The 17,420-nt window shown below is 52.2% G+C and carries 13 protein-coding genes and 1 pseudogene; 2 read left to right on the forward strand and 12 right to left on the reverse strand.

The genetic code is table 11. From position 1 onward, the window contains the following. Nucleotides 1–119 precede the first annotated feature (119 nt). Nucleotides 120–2,363 (reverse strand): tetratricopeptide repeat protein, encoded by a 2,244-nt coding sequence (locus tag ACOYW2_RS19645; RefSeq protein ID WP_482767667.1) that lies wholly within the window; start codon nt 2,361–2,363, stop codon nt 120–122. 749 nt (nt 2,364–3,112) lie between these two features. Here ACOYW2_RS19645 and ACOYW2_RS19650 point away from each other — a divergent pair. Both ACOYW2_RS19650 and ACOYW2_RS19655 read left to right on the forward strand, forming a co-directional pair. Continuing rightward, entirely contained in the window at nt 3,113–3,832 is a 720-nt protein-coding gene (locus ACOYW2_RS19650) for a PEP-CTERM sorting domain-containing protein (RefSeq protein ID WP_482419643.1), read from the forward strand. 193 nt (nt 3,833–4,025) lie between these two features. Beyond that, complete coding sequence (locus tag ACOYW2_RS19655) at nt 4,026–4,739, forward strand: CPBP family glutamic-type intramembrane protease (RefSeq protein ID WP_482767668.1); 714 nt, start codon at nt 4,026–4,028, stop codon at nt 4,737–4,739. Between the two features lie 70 nt (nt 4,740–4,809). On the opposite strand, the gene ACOYW2_RS19660 is transcribed toward ACOYW2_RS19655, so the two are convergent. The 11 genes and pseudogenes from ACOYW2_RS19660 to ACOYW2_RS19710 all read right to left on the reverse strand — a co-directional run bounded on the left by ACOYW2_RS19660 (nt 4,810) and on the right by ACOYW2_RS19710 (nt 17,343). Further along, nucleotides 4,810–6,366 carry a hypothetical protein gene (locus ACOYW2_RS19660; protein ID WP_482767669.1) on the reverse strand — a complete coding sequence of 519 codons (1,557 nt, stop codon included), beginning with the start codon at nt 6,364–6,366 and terminating at the stop codon, nt 4,810–4,812. A 29-nt stretch (nt 6,367–6,395) separates the two neighbouring features. Continuing rightward, nucleotides 6,396–7,394 (reverse strand): exo-rhamnogalacturonan lyase family protein, encoded by a 999-nt coding sequence (locus tag ACOYW2_RS19665; protein WP_482767670.1) that lies wholly within the window; start codon nt 7,392–7,394, stop codon nt 6,396–6,398. Between the two features lie 405 nt (nt 7,395–7,799). Next, nucleotides 7,800–8,255: a hypothetical protein gene (locus ACOYW2_RS19670; RefSeq protein WP_482767671.1), complete on the reverse strand. Its 456-nt coding sequence runs from the start codon at nt 8,253–8,255 to the stop codon at nt 7,800–7,802. 31 nt (nt 8,256–8,286) lie between these two features. Then, the gene (locus ACOYW2_RS19675) at nt 8,287–9,873 is read right to left on the reverse strand and encodes an asparagine synthase-related protein (RefSeq protein WP_482767672.1); all 1,587 of its coding nucleotides are present in this window, start codon (nt 9,871–9,873) and stop codon (nt 8,287–8,289) included. A 237-nt stretch (nt 9,874–10,110) separates the two neighbouring features. Continuing rightward, nucleotides 10,111–11,552, reverse strand: a pseudogene (locus tag ACOYW2_RS19680) (lipopolysaccharide biosynthesis protein). A 159-nt stretch (nt 11,553–11,711) separates the two neighbouring features. Continuing rightward, on the reverse strand, nt 11,712–13,247 hold the full coding sequence (locus ACOYW2_RS19685; protein ID WP_482767673.1) for a hypothetical protein: 1,536 nt from the start codon (nt 13,245–13,247) through the stop codon (nt 11,712–11,714). Then, a complete protein-coding gene (locus ACOYW2_RS19690) occupies nt 13,234–13,701 on the reverse strand; it encodes a hypothetical protein (protein ID WP_482767674.1) in 468 nt (155 codons plus the stop codon). The genes ACOYW2_RS19685 and ACOYW2_RS19690 overlap by 14 nt, the downstream gene beginning before the upstream one ends. 44 nt (nt 13,702–13,745) lie before the next feature. Then, entirely contained in the window at nt 13,746–14,372 is a 627-nt protein-coding gene (locus ACOYW2_RS19695) for an exo-rhamnogalacturonan lyase family protein (protein ID WP_482767675.1), read from the reverse strand. A gap of 370 nt (nt 14,373–14,742) precedes the next feature. Continuing rightward, nucleotides 14,743–15,618: a hypothetical protein gene (locus ACOYW2_RS19700; protein ID WP_482767676.1), complete on the reverse strand. Its 876-nt coding sequence runs from the start codon at nt 15,616–15,618 to the stop codon at nt 14,743–14,745. A 95-nt stretch (nt 15,619–15,713) separates the two neighbouring features. After that, nucleotides 15,714–16,760, reverse strand: a complete 1,047-nt coding sequence (locus tag ACOYW2_RS19705; RefSeq protein WP_482767677.1) for a polysaccharide deacetylase family protein — start codon at nt 16,758–16,760, stop codon at nt 15,714–15,716. A gap of 229 nt (nt 16,761–16,989) precedes the next feature. Continuing rightward, on the reverse strand, nt 16,990–17,343 hold the full coding sequence (locus tag ACOYW2_RS19710) for a hypothetical protein (protein ID WP_482767678.1): 354 nt from the start codon (nt 17,341–17,343) through the stop codon (nt 16,990–16,992). Nucleotides 17,344–17,420: the final 77 nt, after the last annotated feature.

Raw genomic sequence — 17,420 nt, forward strand, 5'->3', positions numbered from 1 at the left:
CAGGCCACGGGGAAGAGTTAACGAGTCCACGCTAAACCGACAAACGATTCGGCCAGCAGGCCTTTAAAAAAAAATGGTCCCCGCCACAGGCGGGGACCACGACTCGACCACACGGATTATCAATCCATGGCCAAGATCTCCCGGGCCTTATCCGCCCCCTTGAAGTCGGCGTTAAGAGCCAGGGCCCGCTCAAGGGAGACCCGTGCCTTCTCTGTTCTTCCGCTGGCATGAAGGGCCAGCCCGAGGTGATAGGCCACCAGGGCATTTTCAGGTAATTTGGAAAGGCTGTCCCTGAACTCGGAAATCGCGCTGTCGTAAAGCCCCTTGCGGTAGTAGACCAGCCCCAGGGTATCCATGACGCTGGGGTCGTCGGTGGCTTTGCTCCTGGCTGTCCTGGCAAGCTCCAGGGCCTCATCGATCTCTTCACCGGCGTCGGCAAGAATGTAAGCCAGGTTGTTTGTCGCCACCACAATATCATCGCGCAGGGACAGAGCCTTACGGTAGCTCGCCTTGGCGGTCTCCACATCCCCTACGCCCTCGCTGACAATGCCCATGAGCACATGGGGCATGGGATCCTTCGGCTTTTTATCGCTCAGCCCCTTGAGCTGCGCCATCACCTTGGTGGTATCCCCCTGCCTGTGGTAGACCGCTGCCAGCCCGTAGTAGGGACGAATGATCTTTGAGCTGACTCCGACAGCGGCCAGATAGGCCTCCTCGGCCCGAGCCAAATCCCCCTTCTCCGCGTAGATATCACCCATCATGCAATGCACCATGCCCGTGGCAGCCGGGGTCCCTTCCACAACCGTCAATTGCTCGCGGCACAAGGTAAGGGCCTCTGCCTCCTGGTCCATGGCCATCATGCAGCGCACCATGGATCCGAACACATCCATGAGGGCCGGATTCACGGCACGGGCCGTTGCAAGATCCTCCAGGGCTCGATCCATCTCGCCCCGGGCCATGAAAAGCATCCCGGAGCGGTAAAACAATGCGGGATTGTCCGGCGCCTCCTCCTTGAGACGGGCGTACACCTGCTGCGCCTTGTCATGCTCGCCCATGGAGGCCAGGACCTGTCCCATGAGAAAATGTGCCTTGAACAGGCCCGGGGCCCTGGCAAGGGCCTTTTCCAGGCTCTCCTTTGCAAGCTTGAACTCACGCCCTTTAAAATAGAGTTCGCCCAAAGCCACCTGGGCCCTGAGGTGGTTCGGGTTCAGCTCCAGGGCCTTGAGCACATCTGTTCTGGCCAGGTCGTCTTTTCCCAGCCCCATGCCGGCCACCCCACGCAGATAGTAAGGCTCGGCGTTGGTCGCGTCCTCTTTAATGACAGCCGAAAAGGCATCCAGGGCATCCTGAAAGCGCCTGCCGCGTAACGCAAGCTCCCCCTTCAGGCTCAAGGCGGGGACAAACCCCGGCGAGGCTTCCAGAACCTTTGCAGCCATATCCCCTGCCTTAACCAAGTCCCCGCGACTTGCGTAAAACCTGGCCACCGTCACCTTGACCCCGGCATCCTGGGGCTTGAGTTCAAGGGCCTTGAGATACATAGCCTCGGCTTTCTCCGCATCGTCCCTCACCTGATAGTACCTGGCCAGTTTCATCACCGGTCGAAAGGCTTTGGGATCCCTGGCAACGGCATCCCGGTAGGCAAGCTCCGCTTCCGGATATTTTTCCCGTGCCACGTAAAAATCACCCAGGGCAATCAGCAGCTCTGGATCGTCGCTGTGATCAGACACAATGGCCTTCATCTCGATTTCAGCCTTGTCATACTGCTCGCTGCGTGTCAGCAGGCTGACCAGATCAAGACGCGGACGAATGGCCTCCGGCTCGGTGGCCATGGCCTGCCGAAGGAACGCCTCAGCGGCGGAGAAATCCCCGATCCCGGCCTTCAAACGCGCCATGCCCAGAAGGGGGCGGGGATCCTTTTTGTTCAGCGTCAGGACCTGCTCATACAGTTCCAAGGCCTCGTCAACGAGGCCATCCACCGAAAAAATCGCGGCGGAAACCATGAGGTACTCGATATGTTGCGGTTCTGCGGCAAGGGCCTGGTCAATATGCCTGCGGGCCTCATCCGTCTTTCGTGCCAGCAGGTAGAGCTTGGACAGGTTAAAATGTGCACCGGCGTGACCCGGCTCTTTCTCCACCACCTTCAGGTAGGCCCGAAACGCCCTTTTCGGGTCCCCCTGCTCAATGGCGATGGTCGCGATTTCGTACCATCCCTTGGAATAGCCAGGATCGATTTTGACACAGTTCTTAAAGGCCAGAAGGGCTTCCCTCGCCTTTCCTTCTTCAACGTATGAAAGACCCTTTTCATAATACGCATCCCGCTTTTCGCTGTCGGAGGCACAGGCGGTCGCGAAAAGTCCGACCACACACAACATCATCACAACACGCTTAAATACCATCATTCTTCCCCCGTAATAAGTATGAAAAATGCTTCATCGGCATCGGTTGATTATGTCGGTTGAATCATTCGGCAGAGGTTCTATCCGCTGGATGGAAATGCCTTTGGCAAAAATCGCCGGGAAAAATAGCTCACCGGGAATGAAGACCGCTTGCCCTTATGCATACCGGCTTTTCACTTTATGGTTTCAGAATTGCTCACAGCTCCGGTGTCATACAGGTGCCGGGCCACGTTATATATCAGGGATTGTTCACTGTGTGACGACAAGTAATACCAAACCAAATTGATATGATCCCCGCGCCCTTTGTGTCAATCTTTTTATTTAAAAAAGCAAAATATGAAAGCCATTACATAACTACACAGAAATCTATGTGGTCCGGTTCACAAGAAGACAAAAAGAGACATCTTTATGACTCATGCTATTTCCGTCAAAAAAACCTGCTTTTGCCGTCCGTTGAAGATAATTCTGAAGGTCATGAAGCACACTGGCACCAATAGTGCTTACCTATTCGGCGAAAAGATCGACGCACTCCGCGAACGATCAACGTTCATCCGAATTTTATGACAGCCACGTTCACCTCGACAATGATGGCGCGAAAACCCTGCGCCCTTACCGAATGACCTGATGGACGACCCTGAGCCTTAGAATTTGGATAACGCAACGCACGATGCACGACTCACCTTCAAAACCTTACGACAAAAAAAAGGAGAAGCAGCATGAAAAACCAGCTCAAAACCTGGGTCTACACCTTCCTGGCCACGTTTTTAGTGGCCGGGAGCGTTTACGCCGTCCCCATGGAAAACACGCCTGGGTACTCATGGACCGACGCACCCTACTGGTCCCTGACCGATTACACCACAGGCCAAGACGGCGAGAGCACCTTTATCATGACGGTCAAGAACTCTGGATACCACGCCGACTTCGGGCTCTTTGCCGTGGATAACATCTCAGCCGAGACCCCGACCATCACGGAAAAATTCCAGCTCTTCAGCAAATCCGACGCCGTGGGATCCGAAGCCCAGGCCTTCTTCAAAAAAGTGGGCATGGACTGGTACATCAACACGGAAAACGATTTCGATGCCCTTGGCGAGCCGGGCGGTGCCGTGAAGTTCGACCAGACCTTCGGGTTCTATTTCAGCGTCTATACCGATGACGCCGACCCCGTTGCGGACTACGAATTCTATACCAAGTCGGAGCTCAACTCCCCCGACAGTGAAAAAGGCGTAGACCACATCGCCATTGAGTTCAAAGACCCCAACCTGGCCCGCATTTACCTGGACGACCAGATCGGGGCAGGTCCCGGCGGAGGCTGGGACGACATGGCCATCATGGCCATCGACATTCACCCCGTGCCTGAGCCTGCATCCCTGGCTCTCCTCGGCCTGGGTCTCATCGGCCTTGCCGGGCTTGGACGGCGCAAGTACACAAAAAAATAGGCTGGGGCGTTCGGCCTGAGAAATAGCAAGAGAATAAGGAGAATGGGTCCCCCATTCTCCTTTTCTCTTTGCTGTTCTTTTACCGGACTGCCATGGTAGAATTCACCCACAGCGCTATCCGTTATCGACGCAACCCCATTGCCTCAAACAAGGACAGGTCCACGCGTTATCGATTCAGCACACAGAGGAACCCATGGAAAAAGAGACAACGGTCCATCCCTGCGCACAACACACAAGCAACCGAACCCTCCTCCTGTACTACCTTGCACCTTACGCCCTGTATGTCCTCATCCCCTTTACGACAGAATCCCAAGAGGCCATCTATGCCTTGAGGCTGTCCCTTGTCCCTGTGGCCCTGGCGGTATGCTGGAGACGATACATTCCCTTAACAGGCCCCAAGTCCATCGGTATCTCGATGCTCTGGGGAGCCATGGCAGGCCTTTTTGGATGTGCCCTCTGGGTGGTCCTCTCCATCCCCTTTGCCCCCCAGGATATCCATGCACCCTGGACGCCCCGGGCTTTTTTTCTCCGCCTTGCAGCCGCCACCCTTCTGGTTCCCGTCTTTGAAGAGTTCCTTGTACGCGGCTACCTTTTTCGCCTGATTCTCCAGTGGCAAAAGGCAACAAAAAAGGGCTCTCACTCGCCCTTGAGTGAAGCCCTTGATGATTGTAACGTGGCCGACATCGCCCCGGGGGACTGGAGCCTTTCGGCGATTTTTTTATCGTCTCTTCTCTTTGCCCTGGGCCACCGCCCCTTTGAGTGGTCGGCAGCCCTGGTTTACGGAGTTCTCCTGTCTGTTGTGTGGATCAGGAGAAAAGACATGATCTCCTTGGTATCAGCCCACGCCGTCACCAACGTATCCCTGGCCCTGTATGTCCGCCATTGGGGCCACTGGGCCCTGTGGTAACCAAATTTCCGGCCTCGCTTGTTCCATACCAAGTGCATGCCGTGAGCAGCAGAACGGGTATGGGCTGCTCCTACGGGGCCGGGCACGGCAGCGTTTGCACATAATGGGGTTTGAGAGTGTACTTGACGGCAAAGTAGTAATCCGTGTCCGGATCATAGGATTGATAGCACGCGTCCCCTTCTGCCAGTTCGTAGCGCTGGTTGTAGTGCGCCATGACCTCCGCCACATCCACCGTAAAGGTCTCGGACGACCCGGCCCTGGACGACGGAGACGGTCCCCCCCCCACATTGAGTGAGGCCCAGAAGTTATCGTACTCTGCCGGATCATACTCAAACGTCCTGGTCATCTGATCAAAATGGAGACGTTCCACCATGGGGACCGGAGCGCACTTCACCTGATACGAAGCGATACCGTCTTTTGGGGTGATCCAGTTCAAGGTATAGCTGGAGCCCTGTCGCGTAATGTGGGGCGATCTTGAATTACCCATGTCCACGCACCCGTTTCCTGCAGGTTCAACATAGCCAACCGCCACGTCACGATGGTAGTAAAAATCGATAAAGCGGGACATATACGGGGTGTATCCCCTCTCCCTGGACTGATAGGTAATAAGACGCCCGATATGGGGCTGATACGCATTTAAAAAGGTCTCATCCCCTGTCTTTTCATACCCCAGGGACATCAGAAAGGTAAGGGGGTATTCGGCCGTAATCTCTTCATCATAGAAATTTGCCTTATCAAGGGCAAAGAGATACGGCTGATGGACCAGGTCCAACACCTCATCCAGGGAATGCCATGCCATGCCCAGCATAAAATCTTCATAATCCTCGTAGTACAAGGGGTCATCAAAGACCTCAGGCTGATAACACCACAGGCTGTTGGGGAAAATGTCGTTGGTCATAAACAGCTTGTTCCATCTTTCAAGCTTTGGCCGACTTCCATCCCTGGACAGATAGAAAAACCCCCTGTCCAAATCCCACCCATCTTTCATATCATCCTGCCTGTCGGATCGTAGCCTGTGAACCTGCCGGACCATCAACCTGGCCCTGGACCTGTAATAGGACGGATCTTTCAGGTATTGAGACAAGGCACCGAGCCGCCTGAGGGCACGGCACATAACCCTGGTCGTGGGCCGCGTAAACACCCCTTCATAATAGCTCCAGTTTGGAATACTGGTGCCCTGCCTGTAGGCTGTGTATTCGGCATGGTCTGCCCAGGCCGTCATCATGGCTTCGTCACCCGTCAGGAAATACCCGATGGGTACAGAGATGTCGTGGCTGTGCTCATCGTCGAAGAACTTGGAGTTGAAGGCCTCTTTCCCCTGACTTTCAGGATAAGTTGCGTTGTTGTTGGTCCAGTAAGTGGGGCCGTCAATGTAAAAATTAAAATCATCGGAGTGGAGGGTGGAGCCGAACATTTTGTGATGGTCATCGTTTAAGGCAGCCAGAAACGCCCCCCCCTTCCCTGACCTCAAATAGTGGATGTACTTGCAGAGCTGGTGGTCATACTGGTTCGGTCCGCCCCCCATCCCCCAGGTGTAATAACGCCGAAGGGTATCGACATTTGAGATTTCGTAGTCCCCATGACCGACCAGGGCAAAAAAATCACGGACTTCCTTGTCGGTGGCCATGCGATCCTCACCGTAAATCGCTTTTGTCCTCACGTATTGAGAAAAATCAGCTCTGCCGAACAGGGGGTATTGCAGAGAATAAAACGAATGCCTTGGAGCGGTTTCCGGAGTGGTAAAATCCAGAACCATTTGTCGTTTGTCGTGTGCAAAAAAGGCGAATTTAATATCTTTTTTTGAATTATAAGGGCTATAGACATCGAGAGAAAGGGCCCCATCAGCAGATAGGGTAAACCCGGCAGGCCACATCCCGTAGAGGTTGCGGATTCCGAAATTGATGCGTCTGTTGCCCTTGGATACCGCTCCCCAACCTTCGGTATGGTCCGCTTCATTACCAAGGGTCTTGATGACCTGAGCCCCATTGACGACCGACAAGCCGTTATCAGGAACCGGCCGGCTCCTTTGAGCTTATCCACACCGCCCATATACTCAACGTACTTGTAATTACTGAACCCCTGATACAAGGTGGCGGAACCGTCTACGGAACCACCCGTCTCTTCATCGGCGCCTGTTGAAAAAATAAAGTCCGGTGAGGTGAGCGTCGTGGGAATCTCTACCTGCACCGACTCAAAAACTTTCATGGAGTACGATGCATAGGAGGCATTTTTGAGGATCAGATCAAGGCGTGTACGCCCGGCCCCCCGATAAAAGTAGATTCGCAGCGTATACCCGAACAGCCAGTCGCCGCTTTCATCTTTCAGGTGGCCATCGCACCTTACCACGGCTTTCACGGGACCGTTTTCTTCGATTACGGCCGTGGACATGGGGTCGCGATTGGAGGCATAGGTCCTGGTTCCGCTCCGGGCTGTGATGGCCCCAGTCCCCTTTACATAATCAAAGTCCCCGTTTCGCACCGAGTCAAAGACATTGAAATGGGCTTTTTTTACCGTAAAGACAGCGGCTCCCGTATCCACCGTGATCGTTGCCCCTGTATCCCGAGCCAGGTTCGGCCCCTTGCTGTTTCCCGTCCCCTGTGCAGTGCCTGGGTGATTGGCCCCAGATCCTCCGGCGGCTGTACACTTAACACCCATTGGATGTTCCCGTTTCCGTATCTGTGCAGGGGACGAAACTGATAATGGGAGGCCCCGGTAAGGCCAAGACCCCCGATGTCTTTGATCCCATCCGAGTCCATGAGCGGTATGCCGAAGGAGACGACTTCGTTTGCCCGATCAAGGCCCGACACACCTTCCGGAAGCAACTCATGGACCGTGACGGGAATCGGCTTCTCCAAAAATCCATGCCCCGTAAGGGGCATGAGGCATACAGCCAGAAAAAGAGGTACAATCCAAAATAGTCGCTGACTTGACATCAAAACGATGCTCCCAAAAAGACTCAAGTACAAGGGGAATAAATTCCCACTTATGGGACGGTCGGAAAAACTTGGCCACCCGGCCGTCCCACTCGAAAATCAAAATTCCTGTATCATCATGATCTCGTTACACCCTGGTGGCCCACTTCTTATGGACGGAATGACTGGTGCCCCCCTCCCATTCGTATTCAATGAGGGCACTTGCAACACCCGAAGAGTCGAGGTCCAATGCAGTCAGCTTACACTGCCCGAACCCGTTTGACTCCTCAGGAAACGGATACTCTGTCCACCCCAAACTCATCATGGCCTTGTTGCTGCTGACCCAGTGCGTACCATTGCCACCAGTAAACGGCCCCTGCCACCCTCCCAGGCCATAAACGAGAGCGAAGAAAAACGGATCCGACGTTGCCTCCGCTGCACCAAAAAGCACGCCGTCGTTATTGAAAAACATTGGCCATGAGAACTTATCTACAACATACCCGAAACAAAACCTCTCCACACCTTGAGGCCCAGAAATTTCGATACAGCTTTCATACTTGTCGGTTCCAACACAATTCCGAACAACAAAATCGTAACTCATCATGGGTTCCTTTCTTAGTGTATTAAGATAAATATTACGACAAATCGATTTCCGTGGCCCTGGCACACATGAGCGACAGATCCCGAAATATATCTGATAAATACCCGTAACGCTGAGACGCAACAGCCTGCAGGAGAGGCACACTGAATCGCTTGTATTTCGGCACAAAGGCATCCAGCCTGGAGGAGGCCTTGCGGGGGGAGAGCAGTGACAGGGAGTGCCCCAGGGCACGGCCCCGTGCTTTCTGCTCCCACTGGTCCGAAAGCTCTTTTTCGAACCGGACATCGCAGGGCACATGCCCCGGGTATGTCTGCCACGGGACGGCGGTAACGTGGGCCGGAAACAGCCGGAGCCATTCATGGTAGAACGTGTGGTAGAGAAAATCATCCACTGGTGCCCGGGCAATGAGGGCCAAAAAGTCGCTGTCAAAGAAGGGAAGCAGCATCTCTTTCTGGTACACATCGATATTATCGAAGTAGCCGTGCAGGTGACACCGCTGGTCATTTCTCATGAGAAAAACATAGAGTCGCCTGGACGGATCCACCTGTTTGAGTTCGCCAAACTCCCTGGAGACACTTTCGTACAAGGAGTTCTCAAAGGCTTTTTTATGCTTTTTACGCAATATGCCCAGGGGGAATTGCTTGCCTTGGAGATATGCCTCGATCCCTGCGGACTCATCGCGTTCCATCAGCGCATTCAACGCGGAGTCGATATACACATGCCCTAGCCCCACGCTTCCCCCGTCACCGGAAAAAATTGCCGGAAGTCTCTGAACCCAGTGCTCCCTCGCCTCTGCCTCGCCAATGGTGGATGCCAGGAGCTTTTCCGTGCTGTCGACCCGTCCTTCCCGTTTTGTAGAGACATACCGATGCACCCGGGCAGCGGTTCCGTACATCTCGGCAAACACGTTGTCCTGATCGCGTGCGGCATAGCTGTTGATGGCATAGACCTTTTTATTCAGCTCACTCAGCACAGCGACAATGCATCTGGAGTCCAGGCCGCCGCTCAAGAAGGCAAGGGCCTCATCCCTGTGAACTGCTCGTTTTTTCACTGCCTCAAAAAAAGCATCGTACACCTCCTTTCGAAGCTGGCCGGCGTCCTTTTGGGTGATGAAAAAAGAGCAGCCCCACTTAAAGTAGTGGTTCGTGGACCATGTATCGCCCTCGGCTTTGAGGTGCTCACCGTCTCTCAACACGCGAATGTCTTCATAGATGGTGTTGGCCCCAAGGGTGTACCCCAGCGAACACTTTTCAATGCACTGCCTGAATTTCAGGACCTTGGGGATCTCTTCCAGCGCCTCCATCACCTTAAGGGAGCTTGAAAAGTAGAGCGTGCCATTGTGAGCGACATAATAGAGAGGCCTCACACCAACTTTGTCCGTGGCCAGGGTCAGTGAGTGGTTCTCACGGTTATAAGCGCACAATGAATAGGTCCCCGTGCACCCGTTGAGGACATCGATGCTCCCCTGTTGCAACCGATGGTGCAGTGCGCGCAATTGGGCGTATCGATCCGAAGATGTCCCGTGGTTGAAAAAGGGCTCGCCTGCCACTGCACACACGTCACCGGAGACATCTGCATGGTACCCGCTGTCTGAAAACAGCCCGTAATCGACTTTCAGCAAACAAAACCGCTTAATTTCGTACGTGGTGGTGTTACGATTTTTCGCAGACAGCACCGACAACACAGTTTTTTTGAACGGCTCAAAAGAAACGTCACCGTGGCCAAAACGATACATACCGAACAATAAAGACATAGGGATCCTGTGATGAGCAACCGGTGCGGCCGTGTCTGCCGTCGGTTGTCTCGATGGAAAGAATGATTAATGGAAAAGCATGCGAGGGCTCAATAAAACGAGCGTTTATGGAAGGGATATCATCACGTGACCTTTCAGCATGGCAAAAACGTCTGAAAACCAGGTCCGCTCAAACAGGTACAGCCACACCCCGTAAACAAAGGCACCGATCCCGATGAGCAGCGCAACCGACAGATACGGATGCACGCCCCGGGCAAAACCGGAAAAAGAAACGGCCCCGTACATAAGGACGCTGCCGCTCAACGGAACGCTGATTGCGCGAAGATACGCAGCAACCCGGATCCGGATCAACGGAAGGGACAGAATAAGGACCACCAGCCAACACGCGGGATACATCACGACCCAGGCGTAGCAGACGCCCAGAACGCCCCCCCGGGTAGCGCCCACATAAAGGGACACCATCATCACCGCAAAGGTGATCATGATATTTCTAAGCGAGTACCCAGGGTTGCCGATGCCCTTCAACAAAGGCGGCAGCAGAACCGAAAGCATCCTGAAGGGCATGACAAGGCACAGCAGCTTAAAGGGCTCAACAACCGCGTCCCACCTGGGCCCCACACAAATGGAGATCACCTCCGGGGCGATGCTCGACAAGCCCCAGAAAACAGGAAACACAACCAGGCTTGAAAATTTCACCGTCCTTAAAAAATAGAAGGACACCTTCTGGACCTGGTCTCCATGGCGGGAAAGGCGACTTGGGAGAGGATCGGGGAGATCTTATTGAGGAGAATGGAAGAGAGGTGCATGGCAACGGAGTAATACCCGAGGACCTCCTGCCCCAGGAGCTTTCCGATCAAGATCACGTCGAACTGGGTGTAGGTATACCACACGATTTTTTCAAAGGTGACATATCCGCTGAACGAGGCATAGGCCCCGATGGCTCGAAACCGAAACACCGGCCGTTTCCGGATGGGGGACACAAAAAGATAGCCTACCATCTGAACACAGATCAGTACGTAACTTCCCGACACCAGGGCCCAGACCCCATGACCAAGAAGCGCAGCAACCAACGTCGTGGCCCCGCTGGCCACACTTGCCAAAAAATCGATGATGGATTTCTGTTTGAAGAGAAGCTCTTTTTCGATGAGGGCCTTTGGGATGGTCAAAAAAGGGATCACCAGAAACTGAAAGGAGAGAGCGCGCACCACATGCACCAGGGCGTCGCTGTCGAAAAACAGCCCGATACACGGTGCCGAAAGGAACAACATGGCAAAAAGCACCGCCCCCACACAGATAACAAACCCGAAAATCTGTTGAATGGCTGAATCCTCAATTTCCCTGGCCTGAACAATAGAAGCCCCGAACCCAAGCTCACTGATGAGCTGCAAAAACCCCACAAAAATCCCGGCAGATGCCATCAACCCATAATCCGAGGGCGACAGGAGCCTGATCACCAGAATGGTGACGGCCCAGGTAAACACCTGGCCCATGAATTTGCCGATGGTGAGCCATTTCAGTGAGTGGAGGACCTTGTTTTTCAAACTCATGTTTCGAAAAGTATCCTTGGAGTAGGTAATGAGGCAAGTCACCTCGGGCGATGCGATTCAAAACGCCGCAAGCAGCTTCGGTATGAGAGACAAAAAGGAGTGATTTGCGATGAAACCGGGCCTTCCAAGCCCATAATCCTTTTTTTTAAGTTTTGGCCTTTATGGACAGGGTACCGAAGAAACGGTCTTTTCGTGGGCAACGGGAGCCACTTTGCTGTACTTTACGGCAAAATAGTAATCGATGGACGGGTCATACGAGCGGTATGCAGGGTCGCCTTCAGACAAGCCATATCTGTCATTGTAAGCGCTGATGACCTGCGCAACATCCACAGAGACAGATTCGACATCCCCCCTCTTCTGCTTCGGCATCGGTTCATTGTCCACGTTCAGTGCTGCCCAATAGTTATCATACAAGTCCGGATGATATTGGTAGGATCGGGCCATCTGGTCGAAGTTCAGGTCTTCCACCATGGGCACCGGGGCAACCTTGAGCTGGTACCCATGGATCCCGTCCAGGGGGGCGTTCCACGTGAGGGTGTACACGGAGCCGTGGCGCGAAACAGATGCCGCACTGGAGTTTCCCATGTCCACACGCCCATTGCCCACAGGGGCCACATAGCCTGCAACCACGTCTCGATTGTAGTAATCATGGATAAATTTTGACGAATAGGGAGAGTAGATCCGCTCTTCGCTTTGGTCAGACAGCATCGCCTTGTAATGAAACTTGTATTGAGCCAAAAAGGTGTCATCCCCCGTCATTTCGTACCCCAGGGCCATCAGGAACGAAAGGGGGTACTCCCCTTTTTCAGCCGCCCCATTGGCTGTATCCAAAAAAATTTCATACGTCGGGAACTCCAAGGGTACGATTTCCGACAGGCAATGGTAGGCACTCCCAAGGAGATAATCCCGAAAATCGTCGTACATCAAGGGGTCGTCAAAATTTTCGGGAGCATAATACCAGAGCGAGTTGGGAAAGATATCGTATGCCATGAACACCTTGTTGCACCTGACACCTTCCGGGCAGCTCGCGGATTGCCGCATATAAAAAAAACCGCGATCCAGATCCCACCCGTCCTGATTGTAGTCCAGGGGCGCCGCCCTCATGCCCATGAAATTCCCGACCATGAGGCGCATCTTCTCCCGCCAGATATCCGTACCTGCGTAGAGGCCAAAGGCCCCGGCACGCCTGAGAGCCCTTGAAAATATCCGGGGATACCCCACATAGGTGGTCCCGTCGTAATAACTGCCGACGGCCCCTTTACCGGAGCCCTGGTCGTAGAGCGTATACTCCCCGTGGTCTTTCCATGCTTCGTAAAAGGACTCGTCACCGGTCAGGAAATACCCGATGGGAACAGACACATCGTGGGTGTGCTCCCTGTCGAAAAATTTAAAATTGAAGGACAATTTCTCCTGATCCGGAGGGTTGATTGTATTCACGTTGGGAAAAAGTCCGGGTCCGTCAGCATAGAAATCAAAATCATCCGAATGCCGTGTAGACCCGAACATTTTATGGTGATCCATGTTCTGGGCCGCCAAAAATGCACCGCCGTTGCCTGTCTGCAGGTAGTGGAGGTACTGGCACAGATTCAGGTCATACTGATTGGGGCCTCCGCCCTGCCCCCACCCATAATACCTGCGCATGTTGTCTACATTAGCGATCTCATAGCGTTCCAGTCCGATCTCATCCAGAAACATCCGCGTCTCTTCGTGGGTCGCCAGCCTCTTTTCGTAATAGACGGCCCCGGTGTCCTTGTAATGCTGAAATGCCGCCCTGCCGGTGAGAGGGTATTGTATGGCGTAAAAGGTCTGCCCACGGTCGCCGGGCGTAGCTTAAAGACTCCAGCACCACCTGTCGCTTGTCATGGGCAAAAAAAGCAAATCCGATGTCATCTTTTGAGTTCCAGGGGCTAAAGATATCAATGAACAGGTCACCGTCGTCCTCCATGGTGAAGCCTGCGGGCCACATGCCGTAAAGATTGCGGATCCCGCAGTTGATCTGTTTTACTGCCGAATGCATGGCCCCGAAGCCTTCGCTGTAGTGGGTCTCATCCCCCGGAGGGAGAATCACCGAATCCCCGTTGGCAACCTTCAGGCCAACATCGGGGACCAGACGCTGCCTGAGCATGGCGGTGCCGCCCAGAAACTGCACATACTTGTGATTGCTGTAGCCCTGGTACAGGTAGGCGGTCCCGTCTATGGAACCGTGGGACTCGGCCCCCGGCCCGGTGGAGAAAAAATACTAGAGGCCAAGACCATCATGGCGACCTCAATGCGAAGGGATTCGAAGATTTTGACCGACTTGGATGCCATTTCGGCGTTTTTGATGATCAGGTCAAGCCGGACTCGGCCGGTGTTCTTGTAAAAATACATGCGCATGGTGTAGCCGAAAAGCCACGGTCCGCTTTCGGGCTTAAGATGCCCGTCACACCGGACAACCGCCTTCACAGGACCGTTCTCTTCGATTGCTGCCGAGGAATTGTTATCCAGGGCCGACGAGTAGCGGGTTGTTCCGCTGACGGCTGTGATCCCTCCCGTACCACGTAAAAACGGGGTATCGCCCACAACGACAGAGTCAAACACATTGTAGTTCTTCTTCCTGATCACAAACCGGGCAGCGCCCGTATTCACCGTAATATGTTCAGGTCCATTCACTGCGAGGTGAGACCCCGCGCTGTTGCCGGAACCGTTGGTGAGCCAGATCGCCTTGCTCCCGTCTGCCTCAACCGACACCAACGTGTCCACGAGCACCCACTGAATGGTGCCGTCGGTGTACCTGTGAAGTTCTCGGAACTGATAGTCCGACGAACCGACCAGGCCCAATTCACTGACGGATCGAATCCCATCAGATGCTTTCAGGGGGATGCCGAAGGATGCGACCTCACCGGCCCTCTTCCCCTGTCACTCCTTCGGGAAGGAGTTCATGAACAAAGATCTTAACTGCCGAGTCGATACCGCACATCCCATGCATAGGGATCACGCCACCGATGCGAGACACCATGAAAAAGTAACACAAGGCGCATTTAACTGATTTAAGAGCCTGCCAACGTATTTACCACCATGCACACCTAAAAATTTGATAAACATTAGAAAGAGGAAAAAATCGACTTGCATGCAACCACTCCAAACATGTACCTGGTTTACCTGATCAAAAGAGATCACAAATCAATTCCATACAAACCCGACAAGTATTTTACTGATTCGCAGCCCATCTAATCAAAGCATCTCGTGGCCATACCATCAGATAAGATTTCGGTGTGTACTTTCCCTCATTGTACAAATCGACCCTTTTCTTAGACGTAGAAAAGGCATTTCCGGTTCGATCCCGTCCTAAATAAAACCGAAAAGCACCATTATCCATCGGTATGGACTGTAAGTATGTCAGATGGGGGCTGACTCCAACCAGCTGAGGATCATAAAACCAGCTACCGCCAAAGAGCCCCTTGATATGCTTATTGCCCCTCAGCATCGCCGCGATACGTAAAAAACAATCAATCCAACCTTGATTATTAAACTGGTCCAAATCCGGAACGTGTGTATGAATTTGATAATATCCCGTACGGCCACCACAATGAGTAATTAGTTTCAGAAAGCTAAGCACCTGAAAAGGATTCAATGAAAGTCCCTGCATCAAACCGAACCCCGAATATGCCTCGACTATTTGAGCACCGGCGGGAAACACCTTCTGCCTCGCGATGGCGAGATCTTTCCAGTACACGTCGTCACTATGGCACATCCAGCCCTCTTGACTCTGACACATACCTAAAAAACGTCGAGCACTTTTCATAAACTGTTGCTGGATGCTGTTCGGGTATTTCTCAGACAATAAATCATCCCAATTTGCCAACAATGATTGGAGAATCATCACTTTTCGAATAGGTTCCAACGCTTCCACGCCAATGCTACTTTTTACTTTTTCAAATAAAGCCACAAGAGACTCTGGTTTAAACGACCTGACTGCATAAAGCTGCTCTTCCGGTTTTTTTGAGACGGTATACTTAATGAGATGTGGTTCACATTCTTCTTTCAAAACACTCAATGTATCCGTATATGCATCTATACATTCCATACCATTGGAAGCCCTTTCGACACATCGTGTCCACAGCCTATTCCTTCACACTTAAACTTTTTAGCTGCTAAGAAAGTCCTCTTCACTGATTATGCTTATAGTAGGACATGATTTAATGGTTTCATCATGCGTTTCACTTTTCTAAAAAACTCCAATACACCATAAATTTCAGCTTCAAAGACTATGTGAGGTATATTTTCACCATCTAAAAACCTCGGTAAATAATACGGGTTCGTTTGTTTCGAAACAAATCCGGCATGACACGTTGTTGCAGAGTAAACGCCGAGCTCCCTCAACCAGACTTCGCTACCAGGAGCATAATCGCCTGAGGGGTAGCAAAAATGTGTCATGTTACTCTTCACAGCGCGTTCCAAGACCAGCCGATTTTGAATGATTTCATCTTTAAAACCATCGACATCATTATGATGCATCGTATGGCGATGCGTGTGCAATTGAATATTTACACCCTGTTCAGCCATATCAGTGATCTCATCTGGAGACAGAAGGCTTAAACGACGACTCTTTTCTATGGCTCCATAATCAACAGATAACACATTTGCCAGTTTCGATATGAAGTTCACCTTTTCTTCATGGGTGGGCAACGCATTCAGGTATTTCACCAGACCAATCTCCGCCCTCTTTTTTTCATGCAAACTCGCGAGAGAATATGTCCCCTTCAGGCCCTCTTCTTCCAATTGATCGAACCCGACCGAATTGATGTTGGTTTTCCAGATCATGTAGCGCAATACCACATTCAACACCGGGGACTCTTTGTCGACGTAATAGCTAGTTACATACAATGTATAGGGAAATGAATAATGAGAAAAAACATCATGGGCCTCGGACAGGGTTGAGAACCATCCGTCGTCAACGGTAATCACGATACTGTTATCGGGAAGTCTGTCCCAGTTCGATATGTCCGTTGCCTCATTCAGCGGCACGACATGAAAACCGTGCTCCTTAAGGCAAGCCATCCTTTCCTTGAGTGTCGTACGCTTGATGAAAAGCTTCGGGCTGAATTCGGATTCATCTTCTATCTCAACACCGTGGTATGCGAGAATCAACAGGTTACGTTTTGAAAAATGCTTCGCTATTTTAAAAAATCCGACGATCTTTAACATATGCAAGACAATGGTTTTCATATGAATGCATCAACCTCATATCCTTTATATTTTCCAACAAAATCAAGCACTATTATTTCGACAAGAAAGATTTTATGAGTAAACAGGCATGGACATAACAGGAAGTGATAACACGGGGGGGGCATGCAGTACGAACCGCCATTTCTCATCATTCAATGACATGATCAAGGAGGACAAAAAAGCGACGGTATCGTTATTCCATGGAAAAAAGGAACCACAGTATAATATTTCACAGCAAAGAAATAATCCCTGGTTGAATCATAGGATAGATAGGCAGCTTCACCGGGTTCAAGGCCGTACCTGGCATTGTATTGTGTCGTACGTCGATGGTCACGGATTCCATCTCTCCTTCGACCTGTTTGGGTGTGGGTTCATTGCCCACGTTCAATGCAGCCCAAAAATTGTCGTAAAAGGCCGGATTATAGGTATAAGTCCTTTTTCTCTGATCAAACCCGAGATTCTCCACCATAGGCTGTGGTGAGCATTTGATCTGATACCGCTTGATACCTTTTCTGGGGACCTCCCACGTCAAGGCGTAGACGGATGCGATTCGCGAAATGTTCATGCCTACGGAATTGCCCATGTCCACACGCCCGTTCCCCATGGGTGACACATATCCGGTGCACACGTTCCTGTTGTAATAGTCATGGATAAAACGCG

Source organism: Desulfoluna sp. CLI2B, assembly GCF_056847375.1.

Excerpts from the sequence above, each read along its gene's own strand:
- ACOYW2_RS19650 (WP_482419643.1), top strand. The coding sequence starts at position 3,113 with ATGAAAAACCAGCTCAAAACCTGGGTCTACACCTTCCTGGCCACGTTT.
- ACOYW2_RS19655 (WP_482767668.1), top strand. The coding sequence starts at position 4,026 with ATGGAAAAAGAGACAACGGTCCATCCCTGCGCACAACACACAAGCAAC.
- ACOYW2_RS19660 (WP_482767669.1), bottom strand. The coding sequence starts at position 6,366 with ATGGCCACCGACAAGGAAGTCCGTGATTTTTTTGCCCTGGTCGGTCAT.
- ACOYW2_RS19665 (WP_482767670.1), bottom strand. The coding sequence starts at position 7,394 with ATGGGTGTTAAGTGTACAGCCGCCGGAGGATCTGGGGCCAATCACCCA.
- ACOYW2_RS19670 (WP_482767671.1), bottom strand. The coding sequence starts at position 8,255 with ATGATGAGTTACGATTTTGTTGTTCGGAATTGTGTTGGAACCGACAAG.
- ACOYW2_RS19685 (WP_482767673.1), bottom strand. The coding sequence starts at position 13,247 with ATGTTTCTGGATGAGATCGGACTGGAACGCTATGAGATCGCTAATGTA.
- ACOYW2_RS19700 (WP_482767676.1), bottom strand. The coding sequence starts at position 15,618 with ATGGAATGTATAGATGCATATACGGATACATTGAGTGTTTTGAAAGAA.
- ACOYW2_RS19705 (WP_482767677.1), bottom strand. The coding sequence starts at position 16,760 with ATGAAAACCATTGTCTTGCATATGTTAAAGATCGTCGGATTTTTTAAA.
- ACOYW2_RS19710 (WP_482767678.1), bottom strand. The coding sequence starts at position 17,343 with ATGGGCAATTCCGTAGGCATGAACATTTCGCGAATCGCATCCGTCTAC.